We start from the raw sequence: 13,311 nt of genomic DNA, 5'->3' as shown, positions 1-13,311 counted from the left end.
AAAAACACAAAAAATGTTTATAAAATTGTTAATAAGTATTATTTTCCTACAAAAAATGTTAATAACATAGACAAAACCTTTAAAAACATCGGTCTTATCAACAAAAACCTGTGAATAAGGATGTTTATCAACATAATTGAGGGAAAAATCCCATTAAAATACCATTATATTGTTGATAACTACAAAATAGCTGTTAGTTTAGCTATACTTACCCACCCAATATCAACATTGTATATAATAGTTATTTGTAGCAAGACTACCTCCATTGTGGTTTTCTGTAAAGGAAATTCAGGAAGTTGGATTAGTTTTGGTTAGGGATCACCGAAAAAAATTGGATATCGTCCCATTACAAATAGAACGACAGTCCCTTAATTTATTATTAATTTTGGACTAAATAAAAAATTAATAATAAAACAGCACATAACATTATGCAAGATTGCATACAATTCAAACAAACTACATCAACTTAATATTTAATGAATACTATTGAAATAAGAAAAGGTGAAATTATTCAGCGAAGCGGTGAATTAAATTCCAAGATTTATAATGTAAATACTGGTTTACTTAGAAGCTATACTATTGATGATAAAGGAAAAGAACATATTTACCAATTTGCACCTGAAAAATGGATGATTGCCGATTTAGGTTCACCAGAAAAGCCTTGCCAACTTTTTATTGATGCTATAGAAGATTCAAGCGTTACAGTTTTCGAAAAAGATCCAGACATTAGCCCTACAGATAAAATCAAGTTGACGAATAGAATGAAAGTTTTACAAAATAGAATCATTATGTTAATTAGTGCTTCTGCATTGGATCGCTACCTTCATTTTATAGAAACATATCCAAATATAATTGAACGTGTACCGCAAAGAATGATTGCATCTTATCTTGGTGTCACGCCAGAAGCCCTTAGTCGTGTTCGTAAAAACTTATAGTATAAAAATTACCTGTTGATCTACATCAATGCATAAGGATATTTTAATTCTCAATTTTGTCTTGAATAAAAAAACAAGATCAAATGTGTGGATTACGGCAAAAAATAATCGCGATAAGAAGTATTTCGATAATCATTCTATTTTTCTTATCGACGATCCTATATTCACAAGAATCAAAACAAACAGAAAAACAAGATCCTCCTACTCTTAAAATCCCGCGCGCAGAAGAAAATTATAGTTACTTAAAAGATTCGATTACTAATCCCTATAAAAAAGGGTTTTTAGACGAGCTAAAATATATTTCATTTAACTCTAAAAAATCAATTTATCTTACCTTAGGAGGTCAATATCGTGCACGATTAGAAAGTTATACTAATAGAAATTACGAAAAAGGAGATCAAACATTTTATTCACAACGCTTAAATTTAAATGCAAACCTAAACCTTAGCAAGTATGCTCGTGTCTTTGGCGAATTATATCATGGTTACACAAGTGATGGCGAACAAATAACAGAATCTGACAAACTAGATATACATCAGATTTTTGTAGAGGTTCGTGCGATTTCTACAGACAATCAAAACTTATCTTTTCGTTTTGGTCGCCAAGAGTTATCGCTTGGTTCTAGCAGATTAATCGATTCTCGAGAAGGTCCAAATATTAGAAGAAGTTTTGATTTAGCAAAAGTAAAATATAAAATTAACTCAACCTCTTTAGTGGTATTTTATGGTAAGGAAGTTTCTATTGGGTTTGATGCATTTGATAATGAATTTAATTTATTTAATAGTGATGCAACAGATCCAGAAATATGGGGACTTGGAACTCAGTTTCCTATTAAGAGTTTAAACGGAACCAATCAACTCTATTATTTAGGATTTAAATCTAAAGTTGCCGGTTTTAGTGATGTTTTTGGCGAAGAGAAAAGACATAGTATAGGGTTAAGACGTTTCGGGACTATAGGTAAACGCTTAAGTTATAATACAGAAATTGTATATCAATTTGGTGATTTGGATGATAATACAATAAGTGCTTTTAATATAGAAACAGATTGGAATTATAAGCTTATCAATACCAAATGGAAACCTACCATTGGTATGAAGCTTGATTTATCTTCTGGTGACAAAGAAGCAGCAGATGGAAAATTACAATCGTTTAATCCTTTATTTGTAAGGCCTTCGCTCTATAGTTTGGCATCGCTAAATACACCTGTTAACCTTACCAGCTTTCATCCAAGCATAACTATCTATCCTTTTAACAAGCTTTCAATTTTTATTGAATACGCATTGTTTTATAGAACTTCTGAAAATGATGGATTATATACACCACCTCGTTTTCAATTACGAACAGCCGATGGTATATCTGAAAAACATATTGGAGATGTAGTTGGGTTACAAATACAATACAACATGAATAGGAACATCACTTTTGATTTAAAGTCTAATTACTTTATTCCAGGTGACTTTATTAAGCGCTCTGGAAGCTCAGAAACCTATTTTTATATAGCTCCAACAATGAGTTTAAAATTTTAAGCAAACCATAACTAATTAATCTGCAAAATAAAGAACTATGCGAATTTCAAATCAAATTTTAATGCCGGCACTTGTTGTTTGTACACTAACAGCATGTTCAAACTCTAAAAAGAATAATCAATCTAAAACCGCTAAAACAATGGAAACAAATCAAGTAGAAGAAACTAGTTCTGACGAGTCTGAAAAAGCCGTAGTCTTTTTTCTAAGTGTGAAAAACCCGGATGAAACAGATGCTTATAATGATTATAGTAGTGCATCTCACGAATTATTAACCGAAGCTGGAGCAACTACAATAGGCATGTACAACATTGATACAACGGTTTTCGGAGATTGTGCTGGGCAAACCTTTGGCTATGCAGAAGCTCCAACTGAAAAGGTTCTAACGAATGTTTTTAGTTCTGATGAATACAAAGCATTAATCCCCACAAGAGATAAAGCATTTACTTCAATGAACATTTTTATTGGCACATGGAATGAACTAGCAGATAGCAATGTCCTCAATTCAGATAAGGAGTCGTTGTTCCTTACTGTTGGTGCTATAAATTCTGAGGAGCAAGAGGCTTATCATACGTATGTTGATGAGTCTGAAAAAGTAGCAACTTCTTATGGTATAAATACCTTGCTCTCTTTTAAGATAAATAAACAAATAGCTGGCGAATGTGGTTCAGACTTTATTTGGCTTAAAGAAGGAAATGATGATAGCGTATGGGGTGCTTTGTCTGAAGATGAAAACTATAAAAAATGGGTGCCTTTTAGAAACAAAGGAATAGCATCAATGAACGGATATATAATAACTAAAAAATAAAGATATGCACACTAAAAAACAAACCACAGCTTATTTACTTGCCTTTGCTTTTGTAGCAGCAGTAACTTTCGTCTATTTATTTATCACCATTGCACTTGTACCTTACTGGCAAGAACTGTCAGGCATAGAAATTCAAACATGGTGGTTTGGTCCATTTACTCGATTTTCTTATATGATGGTTCCGGTTCATCTGTTGTCAATAATCACCATTATCATTGCTTATAGAGCACATCGAAATGAAGAAGGTCTGATTAAAAAACTATGGGTTTTGGCTCTTGTTACATTGCTTATATGCCAAGCTTTTAATTTCAGCATCTTTGCTTTTGACTTCAATCCATCATTACAATCAGGCACGCTAGAAGAAGTGACTGCCTTAGAAACCTTTGATAATTGGGATTTTTATCATTTGATTAGAACACTTTCTGTTTGTATTAGTTTAATTACTTTAATAGTTATAGGTATAAAGTCGAATCAAAATAAGAAATAGACTGCATACAAAAACGTATATAAAAAATAGCAGAATTAACGTGGACCATTTGGTTTGCGTTTTTTTATTATCTTTTATTTTACAGAAAAGTTTGTACATTAAAAACTACTACTTTTTACATACAATACTTTGTCTGCAATATTAACTATATCATAGTTTTTAATCTAACTATTAAGACTACTCTATAATTTTCAGAAAGTTATCGGCACTATTATTTCAATTTAAGTAACAATTTTCAAACTTTGCCGTCATCATTGTATAGATATTTAAATAAATATACTTTTATGAGATTTAGATTAATACTTTTTAGTTTCTTCCTTTCTTTCTTTTTTATAAATGCTCAAACAACTAAAGATTCTAAAGCGGAATTGGAAAAAGTAATTGATGTTTTTAGAGTATCAATAATAGAGCATAATGATTTTGAAAAATTTTCTAATTTATTTTTGCACGATTCTATCACTTGGGCAGCAATCATTACAGGGGAAACTAAAAAAAGAGTGCTTCAACAAAAACCTGATTTCACATTTAAAACTAGTAATTACAAGGCCTTCTTTGAAGAATTGAAAGATGGAAGTGAAGAAAAATTTTATAACGTTAAAATAGATGTGTTAAATGAATTTGCAACTATATCATTTGACTACAGTTTCAATGTCAATTCAAAAATTCAAAATTGGGGAACCGAATACTGGTCTCTAATTCTAATAAATAATATATGGAAAATTACAAGTGTAACTTGGTCTCAGAATATGCAAAATTTAGAAGCCTGCCCTTTTGAATCCAAGGATCTCTTCAAAATGAATTAATGAAAATAATAGTAAAACAAACTACAGGTAACAACATGTATAATTAATTGCTTTGGCAATTGTCAACTTAGAAATTTCTTCGGAATTTTCTCTAGCACGTTTTTATTTACTAAATTGATTGTATAACTACGCAACTTACTATACATAAACACGCTTTAAGCACATTCTAGAAAACCAAATTAGATGAAATCACTAAACTTTTTAAAAGATAAAAAGTCCAATAAAAATCGCTTAGAAATTTATGATGGTTCTGGCTTCATTGGATTGATAAACAATCAATTATATAAAACTTTTATAAATGAGGATTGGGAATTAAAAGATGTTCTTTATAGATTTAAAACCGAAACGAATAACAAACACTGTATAATTTGGAATACTGGAACTCAAAATTTAATGACGATTGATTTCATTAATGAATTTACATCTAAACCAGCTTTCAGAGATATTAGAACTCAGGTTAAAGTTACTAATGAATCTCTATATCTCGTTAATTATGACGATTTAACAATGTGTGCTCAATACTTTGATGAAAAATTACCTTCGGATATGAATGCAGATTTAAAACTGGAATTAGATAACGGAATTTACAACATACACATAAGACAAATGTTTAACCCTGAAAATTATACATTGGAGAATTATCCTGATCCTTGCTTTGAGATCAAACTGAAGTTAAGTGAATCTGAAATTGATTTGAAATTTGATAACGTAATATGGTGGAATGAATGAAAATGTGCTATACAACACTATATAGTCATAGCAGTTAAGTGATCAATCGATTGGTTGTTGTATCTTTATGAAGACGTAATACTTGTAAAAAGTAAAAGTTAGAAACCACTACACAGAAAATCGAAAAGCCAAGTATCATTTGAAAAAATTAGATGAAGCATCTCATAATAATATCAATTCTTTTTTTTAGCAATTTTAATTTTGGTCAGATAGCTGTCATAAAAGATAAAGATGGCTTTACCAATGTTCGAAAACTTCCAGACTCTAAATCCGAGGTTATATACAAATTAAAAGATTCTGAAATCTTTAGTTATCATGAATCAGAAAATGATTGGATGACTGTAAATATTTCAAAAAACAGATACCAATTAGAATGTGACGGACAAGATACTTTTGCTGGATATATTCACAAAAGTCGTATAAATCCTATTGGAAATATTGAAATCTACCAAGGGACTGAATTTCTTTTCAAATATAAATTAACCAAATTTAATCTTGAAAATAAAGTAACTGACTTTGATGGAAAATGGTTGACTAGAATAAACGGACGGCATTTTTATGGAACAGACGGAAATATTCCCAAAATAGAAATTGCTGGAATTGACGTGTCAATAAATGGAAAAATAATTGACATCCCAGAAGTGTTTTATGAAGATCTTTTTGAATGTGATAATGAAGTTACTATTAACAAAAACAAAGATGATTATATAGTCCACCAATGGAACGGCGATGGTGCTGGAGGATATTTAATAGTTTGGGTATTTGGAAGTGAAAAATTAAAACAACGATTTATACTCATACCCTAAAAAACGATTTGCTAACATTATATACAAAATCAGCGCAAAGTTTGGTGTTATATCGAAAGGTTATTTCATTTTTGCAATAGCGCTAAAATTTTATAAATTAAACAAGAAATAAAAACGCACAGATAAATCAATTGGTTCAGGAATACTTACCTTACTCCCATTCATATATTTGGCATTGTGGTCAATTAAAACCTCATATGGAAAAAATCACTCTTTACGAATTTGAAAGTCCTAATATTAAGATTTCAATGAAAATTTATTTTAACAAGGAAAATGATTTGATTTTTGATGGGTATGATATTGGAAAAACAGTAAGCAAATTGATGGGAGATTCAGATTATGAATATAAATACTCTATTAAGTTTAACGAAGCAAAAAAGATAGCAAGCCTTTTTGATGTTGATATTCATGAAAAAATGGTTTTTCTAAAAGAAATTAAAAATCGTTTTAATGATAATGAAGCTTATTCTAAGTTTGGTGCGTTTATGAAAGAAAACAATATCGTATTTGAGTCATTCACTTGGAGATAAAAGGCTATTATAAAAATACAATGAAGAATGAATATAAAATATTAGTAATTGGAATAGTAGCTCTCTTAATTCTAAATTTTTTCGGATCGATTGGTTCAAGAATGCTTGATTTTAATTATTCGAATTTATCTCCATTATCATATACTATATATGGTCTTATGGGTTTCCTTGTCACTAAACAGAAAAACTTAAAAACTGGAGTCCTATTTGCCGCTATACTGGGATTCTCTGAATCTACAGTTGGTTCTCTAGTTTCAAACTTATTCGGCGAACCTAATACAGGAGATTTAAAAGTCGAAATGACAACAGGGATTTGGGTATTTATGATTATTGTGGTAACAGGTGTTGCTGCATTAATTGGACTAATTGGAGGTTTATTAACCAAAATTTTGAAAAAGAAAAGTACAGATGTACAACATAATGATATTCAATCCTAGTAGCTTATTTATCTATCCAAAGTTCTTATATATCTGCACTGAAATTAAGAATTTTATCCAGCGTCCCGAGATCATAAAGCCATTAAAAAAGAAATTGAAGCTAGAAAAGGATTTTAATTACAAACCTATATGAATTCAGACCTTTAGTTTATCCTGAACCAAGTCGAAGGGCTGGAATCCATAACAATAGCAAAAATGATCAAATCTATTACACTTCAACTCCTGTCAAAAAACATTCACATATTTCTCTTTTAACTGTACCTTTGCCAGATGTCAAGTACTATCAAAAATCAGGAGCATCTATTACAAAAATTAGGGATTTCAACTCTAAATCCAATGCAGGAAGAAGCAAAACTAGCGATTTCTTCCAGCGATAATGTAGTGCTACTATCTCCTACCGGAACCGGTAAAACGGTTGCCTTTTTACTACCTATCATTGCCGATCTGGATCCAGATTGTACAGAGATACAGACTTTAATCCTAGTGCCATCGAGAGAATTAGCGATACAGATTGAGCAAGTAGCCAGAGATATGGGTACAGGATACAAAGTGAATGCCGTGTATGGAGGTCGATCAGGATCACAAGATAAATTAGACCTTAGACATCGTCCGGCAATTCTTATTGGAACGCCGGGTAGAGTTGCAGATCGTTTGAGAAGAGATAGCTTTTCTGTAGATCATATCAACACCATTGCTCTAGACGAGTTTGATAAATCACTAGAAGTAGGTTTTGAAGCAGAAATGACAGAAATTATTGAAGCTTTACCCAATATTCAGAAAAGAGTGCTAACCTCAGCAACACAAGAAGTAGCCATACCAGAATTTGTGGGGTTACAAAACCCAGTGCAAATCGATTATTTAGATACAGGATCTTCTCAATTACAGATCAAAACCATTGTTTCTGACACCAAAGATAAGTTACCAACACTTGTAAAAGCATTAAGTCATATCGGTAATCAACCAGGAATTATCTTTTGTAATTATAAAGACTCTATTCAACGTGTGAGCGAATTTCTGAAGGAACATAAAATCAGTCATGGCTGTTTTTATGGTGGGATGGAACAAAAAGACAGAGAACGCGCATTGATCAAGTTCAGAAACGGGACTCACCAAATTATCATTGCTACAGATCTGGCAGCAAGAGGAATTGATGTTCCAGAGATTAAATATATTATCCATTACCACTTACCTCTTAAAAGTCAAGAATTCACTCATAGAAACGGAAGAACTGCAAGGATGAATGCAGATGGAACTGCTTATATATTACAATGGAAAAACGAAGAACTTCCAGAATTTATAACAGATCAGGAAGAAGAGGTATTAGAAGATGCTCCTATTCCGAAACCTTCAGGTTGGAAAACTTTATTCGTTTCGGGTGGAAGACGTGATAAAATTTCTAAAGGAGATATCGCTGGACTTTTCTTTAAACAAGGAAAATTAGGTAAGGATGAATTGGGGATTATCGAAATTAAACCTGATTGTGCTTTTGTAGCTGTAAAAGCTTCTAAAGCAAATAAAGTGATCGAGCAAGTTACCAATACTAGGCTTAAGAAAAAGAAAGTACGAGTTTCGATGACATAAGAGTTTTCGATGCATTTTTGCTAACGCAAAAACACTACCATTGACAGATTTTATAAATAGCCGTATTTCAGTATTTAAAACCCCTTCCCTTGATGGAAGGTTGGGATGGGTGTTTCTTTAAAAACATCCTCCTCGATCCTCCTTCAAAGGAGGAAGTAGAAGCTACAGATACAACGAATGTCAGTTTAAACACTGGATAAAATTTTTATTGGATGTCTCAAACTGACTTAATTTTAATTCAGAGACTATAAAAAACGAAAAAGAGGAACTATTTAGTGATAGTTCCTCTTTTATATATAGAGATATTAGTATTACGACTCTATTCTGATAATTTTTGCACCAATTGCTCTCAGACGATCATCGATATCTTCATATCCACGATCAATTTGTTCGATATTATGAATAGTAGAAGTTCCTTTTGCACTTAATGCTGCAATCAATAATGAGATTCCAGCTCTAATATCTGGAGATACCATAGTGGTAGCTTTTAATGTAGACTGAAAATCATGACCAATGATGGTTGCTCTATGCGGATCACACAAAATGATTTTCGCTCCCATATCAATTAACTTATCTACAAAGAACAAACGACTTTCGAACATTTTTTGATGTACCATCACTTCTCCTCTAGCCTGTGTTGCCACAACTAATACAATACTTAACAAATCTGGTGTAAAACCGGGCCAAGGAGCATCAGCAATCGTCATAAACGATCCATCGATATAACTTTCTATCTGATAACCATCTTTATGCGCAGGGATATAAATATCATCACCAACACGTTCTAAAGTGATTCCTAGTTTCCTAAAAGTATTAGGAATAACTCCTAAATTATCCCAACTAACGTTCTTAATAGTGATTTCACTTTTAGTCATAGCAGCTAAACCAATCCATGAACCAATTTCGATCATATCTGGGAGCACTCTATGCTCACAACCTCCTAAAGATTCAACACCTTCAATCGTTAATAGATTAGAGCCAACTCCTTGGATCTTACCTCCCATAGAGTTAATCATCTTACATAACTGTTGTAAGTATGGTTCACAAGCGGCATTATAAATCGTAGTTTTTCCTTTTGCTAAAGCTGCTGCCATAACAATATTAGCAGTACCGGTAACAGAAGCCTCATCTAATAACATATAGGTTCCTGTCAATCCTTCTGGCGCTTCTACTCCGTAAAATCGTTCTTCCTTATTATATCTAAACTCTGCTCCCAGGTTAATAAATCCTTCGAAGTGTGTATCTAATCTACGACGTCCAATTTTGTCTCCACCTGGACGTGGAATATATCCTTTACCAAATCTTCCTAGTAATGGTCCTACAATCATTATAGATCCTCTTAGTCCACTACCCTCTTGCTTAAACTGCTCACTTTCCAGATATTCTAAATTCAGTTCATCACTTTTAAAGGTATACTTACCTTTTCCTAATTTTTGAATTTTGACACCAAGATTTCTAAGAATCTCAATTAATTTATTAACATCTCTAATATCAGGGATATTAGAAATAGTTACTTTTTCTGGGGTTAGTAATACGGCACAAAGAATCTGTAAGGCTTCATTTTTAGCTCCTTGAGGAGTAATCTCTCCTTTGAGCTGATGCCCGCCTTCTATCTGAAAAGTACTCATAAAAGTTGAATGGTTATAGGTGTTGGTATTGGTTAATAACGTTTTTTACCTCGGTTGCTTCCACCGCCTCTATAATTCTTTTTCCCAGAATTATTAGAACGATAGTTTTTCTTCTTACCTCTCATTAAATCTGAAGGTGAACTCAGATCTTCCTCACTATTTCTTAAGTCAATTTTACCGTCACTCAACTCAAAAAGGTGATTAAAAATAGCTTTATCATCTACCGTGTCTTTATTCCAGTTTAGATAGCATTTTTTCATATGATTAGCAATCGTATATGTCAATGCTGTTTTTAGATCTCCTTCTTCCCAACTAATCGCCACATCAATCATTCTCTTAATATTGTTACCATAGTAACGATATTTTGGGAAATTCTGAGGATATTCTAATGGTTCTGGTCTTTCTTCCAGTTTCTCTTTTGTAAGGATAGGATATGGAGCCTCTACGTCTAATTTAAAATCACTTATAATAAAAAGTTGATCCCACAATTTGTGCTGAAAATCTGGAACATCTCTAAGATGAGGCTGCAGATTTCCCATTACTGCAATAATTGCTTTTGCTACTTTATTTCTTTCTTCTTTATCTTCTATTTCCACAGCTTGATCAATCATCTTCTGCAAATGACGACCATATTCGGGTATAATAAGCTTATCCCGCTCCGTGTTATATTCTAAATTATTAATCTCCATATGATTGTTAACGTCCATAAAATGTATAGTAGTATGAGCTTTTCTAAAAAGGAATGGTAAGTTATAAAATAGACTTTCTAAGGTGTAGACTTTTCAGTTGCTCATTAATTGGTTTGCAAAATACTAAAATAAAATTAGTATGCTTATTTAAGTACATAAAAATATTTTAGTTAAACTCATATTGTATTTTTTATTAAACCAAAAAAACATTGATTTTCTTATTCAAGCAATGGCTTTTCTAAGTTGTGCTACCGGGTTACGGAACAAACAAAAGATTAGTTTTATGTAAAAAATATTATGTGTAGGTACTAATAAAAAGTTAAGACAAGTTTTTTATAAAGAAATAACCCCTTCTACCTTCTCTGCAACTTCTTTATATTTGGTAATAACGTGATCTGGATTTTTCATTCGTACATTGACGGATACACTAGTGTATTTACCATTTTTAGATTGTTTGGTAGTAATTACCGCTCCAAGATTATCAAATATACCTTCTATTTGACCAACCTTATCCGAATCAGTCGGGACAATAAATTTATAGAGGTAAGCAGTTGGCCAAAGTGCCGTATCTGCTAATTGTACTTTTAATTTTTTATAAAATTCTTCAGATTTCGAAGCATCACTCATGTATAACTAAATTTTTGACAAAGATACATCTTCTCATTTAGATATCAGAGTGCTTTTACTTACTCTTTCACTCTTTTAGACAATACTCTATACTGCTCTATTGTATCAATATCATCGGTCATATCCTTTCCATCAACAGTAATTATCTGATTCATATTATTCTTAATAATCATGCGTGCTCCATAATCTTCATTAAGCGCTAAAAGTTCTTCAAAATAACCACGCGGAAATATAGCAGGAACACCCATTCTATCTTTCATACCCGTTGTTATAATAGTATTTTGGTTTTTATCAAATTCTGAAATTAATTTACCAAAATGAACATCATCAATAAATGGCTGGTCTATTAACGATATCAACACCGCATCATAAAGTATATCATCATTTAAAATATGTCGAATTCCAAAACTAATAGAAGCTCCCATTCCTGATTTCCAGTTCTTATTATAAAGTATTTCAACAGGAAAATGTTTAATTTCTTTTTGAATGATTTCAAAATGAGCTCCTAAAACAACAACAGTCACTAATCGTTTTAACTTTAGTGATTTTTCAACTTCATTAGCAATTAACGAAGTATTTTTCCACGGTAATAGCTGCTTTGGACTTCCCAAACGACTAGAAGATCCTGCGGCCAGAATGATATGTGCAATTTTTTTAGCGATTGTTTACAATGCTATCTATTGTTTCCTTTTGGGAATTTCCATGAATTCCGCCTACTTTATCTTGTAATGGAATAGGTTTCTGATCACGAATTACTGATAAGATTTCTGCAATAATGGAAATAGCAATCTCTTTTGGTGTCTCTGCTCCTAGATTTAATCCTGCAGGGCCATGAATACACGCTATAAATTCATCAGTCACATCCGGAAAATACTCAATAAAGGCAGAAAGCAATTTCTCTCTTCTTCTAGAAGGTCCCAATAAACCAATATAAATCGGTTGTGTATCTTTTATTGACTGTAAGTACATTAAATCTTTAGCAAAATTATGAGTCATTAAGATAATCGCAGTTTGTTTATCCACTCTTTCGATCACTAAATTTTCTGGAGATTGATTCAATACTTTTTTAGCTCCAGGGAAATCAGACACTGTTTTTGGATTTTTAGGAGTATTCACCACTTCTACTTCCCAACCGGTTGCATTAGCAATCGTGCTTAATTGTATAGCGTCATGTTCCGATCCAATAATAACCAATCGAAAACAAGGTTGCATCTCTCGATCAAAACAATCTAAAACAGGATCTTGTTTCAAAATACTTAACTTAAAATCATCTGAAAATCTAAATTCCTGAGTTTCTCCAAATGAAACTACCGATCCCATTAAACAATCCCTTTCTTCATCTTTGTTATAATAAGACTTAATCTGAAAAGGTTTTCTCAAAGCTAAATATTCCTGCACAATACTAATGGTAGCATAACTTATAGAAAAAGGTTCGATTAGTATGTATAAGATTCCTTCGCAGCCCAAGCGATATCTACCATTGTAGGTCATCATCTTTGCTCTACCTGTAATAAAAACCGATTGTGATTGCCGTAATACTTCTTTTTCTACACAACCGCCACTTACAGCTCCGGTCATTTTACCATTTTCCAAAATAAGCATACCCACTCCAGGTCGTCGGTATGACGAGCCGTCGATATCAACTACTGTTGCCATGACGGCTCGAATTCCTTTCTGACTCGCTTTATGATATGATGCTATTATTTCTTTAAACTCATGTGTCATATA

General features: G+C 32.2%; 15 protein-coding genes. 10 read left to right on the top strand and 5 right to left on the bottom strand.

The genetic code is table 11. The features are described from left to right. Nucleotides 1-476: 476 nt before the first annotated feature. From Q0829_RS01745 to Q0829_RS01700, 10 genes are all read left to right on the top strand, one after another. A complete protein-coding gene (locus Q0829_RS01745) occupies nucleotides 477-935 on the top strand; it encodes a Crp/Fnr family transcriptional regulator (RefSeq protein ID WP_298539196.1) in 459 nt (152 codons plus the stop codon). An 83-nt stretch (nucleotides 936-1,018) separates the two neighbouring features. Beyond that, nucleotides 1,019-2,461, top strand: a complete 1,443-nt coding sequence (locus tag Q0829_RS01740) for an alginate export family protein (RefSeq protein WP_298539194.1) — start codon at nucleotides 1,019-1,021, stop codon at nucleotides 2,459-2,461. A 37-nt stretch (nucleotides 2,462-2,498) separates the two neighbouring features. Continuing rightward, entirely contained in the window at nucleotides 2,499-3,266 is a 768-nt protein-coding gene (locus Q0829_RS01735) for a hypothetical protein (protein WP_298539192.1), read from the top strand. A 4-nt stretch (nucleotides 3,267-3,270) separates the two neighbouring features. Then, nucleotides 3,271-3,753: a DUF1772 domain-containing protein gene (locus Q0829_RS01730; protein ID WP_298539189.1), complete on the top strand. Its 483-nt coding sequence runs from the start codon at nucleotides 3,271-3,273 to the stop codon at nucleotides 3,751-3,753. 284 nt (nucleotides 3,754-4,037) lie between these two features. Further along, a complete protein-coding gene (locus tag Q0829_RS01725; protein WP_298539186.1) occupies nucleotides 4,038-4,556 on the top strand; it encodes a hypothetical protein in 519 nt (172 codons plus the stop codon). A 183-nt stretch (nucleotides 4,557-4,739) separates the two neighbouring features. After that, nucleotides 4,740-5,285 carry a hypothetical protein gene (locus tag Q0829_RS01720; protein WP_298539184.1) on the top strand — a complete coding sequence of 182 codons (546 nt, stop codon included), beginning with the start codon at nucleotides 4,740-4,742 and terminating at the stop codon, nucleotides 5,283-5,285. A gap of 152 nt (nucleotides 5,286-5,437) precedes the next feature. Next, entirely contained in the window at nucleotides 5,438-6,091 is a 654-nt protein-coding gene (locus Q0829_RS01715; RefSeq protein WP_298539183.1) for a hypothetical protein, read from the top strand. Nucleotides 6,092-6,288: 197 nt separating this feature from the next. Further along, a complete protein-coding gene (locus tag Q0829_RS01710; RefSeq protein WP_298539181.1) occupies nucleotides 6,289-6,621 on the top strand; it encodes a hypothetical protein in 333 nt (110 codons plus the stop codon). 20 nt (nucleotides 6,622-6,641) lie between these two features. Further along, nucleotides 6,642-7,058: a hypothetical protein gene (locus tag Q0829_RS01705; protein ID WP_298539178.1), complete on the top strand. Its 417-nt coding sequence runs from the start codon at nucleotides 6,642-6,644 to the stop codon at nucleotides 7,056-7,058. 270 nt (nucleotides 7,059-7,328) lie between these two features. Beyond that, complete coding sequence (locus Q0829_RS01700) at nucleotides 7,329-8,639, top strand: DEAD/DEAH box helicase (RefSeq protein ID WP_298539176.1); 1,311 nt, start codon at nucleotides 7,329-7,331, stop codon at nucleotides 8,637-8,639. Between the two features lie 311 nt (nucleotides 8,640-8,950). On the opposite strand, the gene murA is transcribed toward Q0829_RS01700, so the two are convergent. The 5 genes from murA to Q0829_RS01675 all read right to left on the bottom strand — a co-directional run bounded on the left by murA (nucleotide 8,951) and on the right by Q0829_RS01675 (nucleotide 13,308). Continuing rightward, complete coding sequence (gene murA / locus Q0829_RS01695) at nucleotides 8,951-10,267, bottom strand: UDP-N-acetylglucosamine 1-carboxyvinyltransferase (protein WP_298539173.1); 1,317 nt, start codon at nucleotides 10,265-10,267, stop codon at nucleotides 8,951-8,953. Between the two features lie 32 nt (nucleotides 10,268-10,299). Further along, complete coding sequence (locus tag Q0829_RS01690; RefSeq protein WP_298541198.1) at nucleotides 10,300-10,956, bottom strand: DUF4290 domain-containing protein; 657 nt, start codon at nucleotides 10,954-10,956, stop codon at nucleotides 10,300-10,302. Nucleotides 10,957-11,289: 333 nt separating this feature from the next. Next, nucleotides 11,290-11,583 carry a DUF493 family protein gene (locus Q0829_RS01685; RefSeq protein WP_298539170.1) on the bottom strand — a complete coding sequence of 98 codons (294 nt, stop codon included), beginning with the start codon at nucleotides 11,581-11,583 and terminating at the stop codon, nucleotides 11,290-11,292. Between the two features lie 59 nt (nucleotides 11,584-11,642). After that, nucleotides 11,643-12,218 (bottom strand): nucleotidyltransferase family protein, encoded by a 576-nt coding sequence (locus Q0829_RS01680; RefSeq protein ID WP_298541196.1) that lies wholly within the window; start codon nucleotides 12,216-12,218, stop codon nucleotides 11,643-11,645. A 19-nt stretch (nucleotides 12,219-12,237) separates the two neighbouring features. Then, on the bottom strand, nucleotides 12,238-13,308 hold the full coding sequence (locus Q0829_RS01675; RefSeq protein WP_298539168.1) for an XdhC/CoxI family protein: 1,071 nt from the start codon (nucleotides 13,306-13,308) through the stop codon (nucleotides 12,238-12,240). Nucleotides 13,309-13,311: the final 3 nt, after the last annotated feature.

Source organism: uncultured Aquimarina sp. (assembly GCF_947492405.1).
Classification (GTDB): domain Bacteria; phylum Bacteroidota; class Bacteroidia; order Flavobacteriales; family Flavobacteriaceae; genus Aquimarina.
Note: the sequence above shows the minus strand (reverse complement) of the source record. Positions and strands in the feature narration are given on the sequence as shown.

What these genes read in the sequence shown, in the direction of transcription:
- Q0829_RS01740 (WP_298539194.1), top strand. Translation starts at nt 1,019, where the DNA reads ATGTGTGGATTACGGCAAAAAATAATCGCGATAAGAAGTATTTCGATA.
- Q0829_RS01725 (WP_298539186.1), top strand. Translation starts at nt 4,038, where the DNA reads ATGAGATTTAGATTAATACTTTTTAGTTTCTTCCTTTCTTTCTTTTTT.
- Q0829_RS01705 (WP_298539178.1), top strand. Translation starts at nt 6,642, where the DNA reads ATGAAGAATGAATATAAAATATTAGTAATTGGAATAGTAGCTCTCTTA.
- Q0829_RS01675 (WP_298539168.1), bottom strand. Translation starts at nt 13,308, where the DNA reads ATGACACATGAGTTTAAAGAAATAATAGCATCATATCATAAAGCGAGT.
- Q0829_RS01685 (WP_298539170.1), bottom strand. Translation starts at nt 11,583, where the DNA reads ATGAGTGATGCTTCGAAATCTGAAGAATTTTATAAAAAATTAAAAGTA.
- Q0829_RS01745 (WP_298539196.1), top strand. Translation starts at nt 477, where the DNA reads ATGAATACTATTGAAATAAGAAAAGGTGAAATTATTCAGCGAAGCGGT.
- Q0829_RS01715 (WP_298539183.1), top strand. Translation starts at nt 5,438, where the DNA reads ATGAAGCATCTCATAATAATATCAATTCTTTTTTTTAGCAATTTTAAT.
- Q0829_RS01735 (WP_298539192.1), top strand. Translation starts at nt 2,499, where the DNA reads ATGCGAATTTCAAATCAAATTTTAATGCCGGCACTTGTTGTTTGTACA.
- murA (WP_298539173.1), bottom strand. Translation starts at nt 10,267, where the DNA reads ATGAGTACTTTTCAGATAGAAGGCGGGCATCAGCTCAAAGGAGAGATT.
- Q0829_RS01690 (WP_298541198.1), bottom strand. Translation starts at nt 10,956, where the DNA reads ATGGAGATTAATAATTTAGAATATAACACGGAGCGGGATAAGCTTATT.
- Q0829_RS01700 (WP_298539176.1), top strand. Translation starts at nt 7,329, where the DNA reads ATGTCAAGTACTATCAAAAATCAGGAGCATCTATTACAAAAATTAGGG.
- Q0829_RS01720 (WP_298539184.1), top strand. Translation starts at nt 4,740, where the DNA reads ATGAAATCACTAAACTTTTTAAAAGATAAAAAGTCCAATAAAAATCGC.
- Q0829_RS01730 (WP_298539189.1), top strand. Translation starts at nt 3,271, where the DNA reads ATGCACACTAAAAAACAAACCACAGCTTATTTACTTGCCTTTGCTTTT.
- Q0829_RS01710 (WP_298539181.1), top strand. Translation starts at nt 6,289, where the DNA reads ATGGAAAAAATCACTCTTTACGAATTTGAAAGTCCTAATATTAAGATT.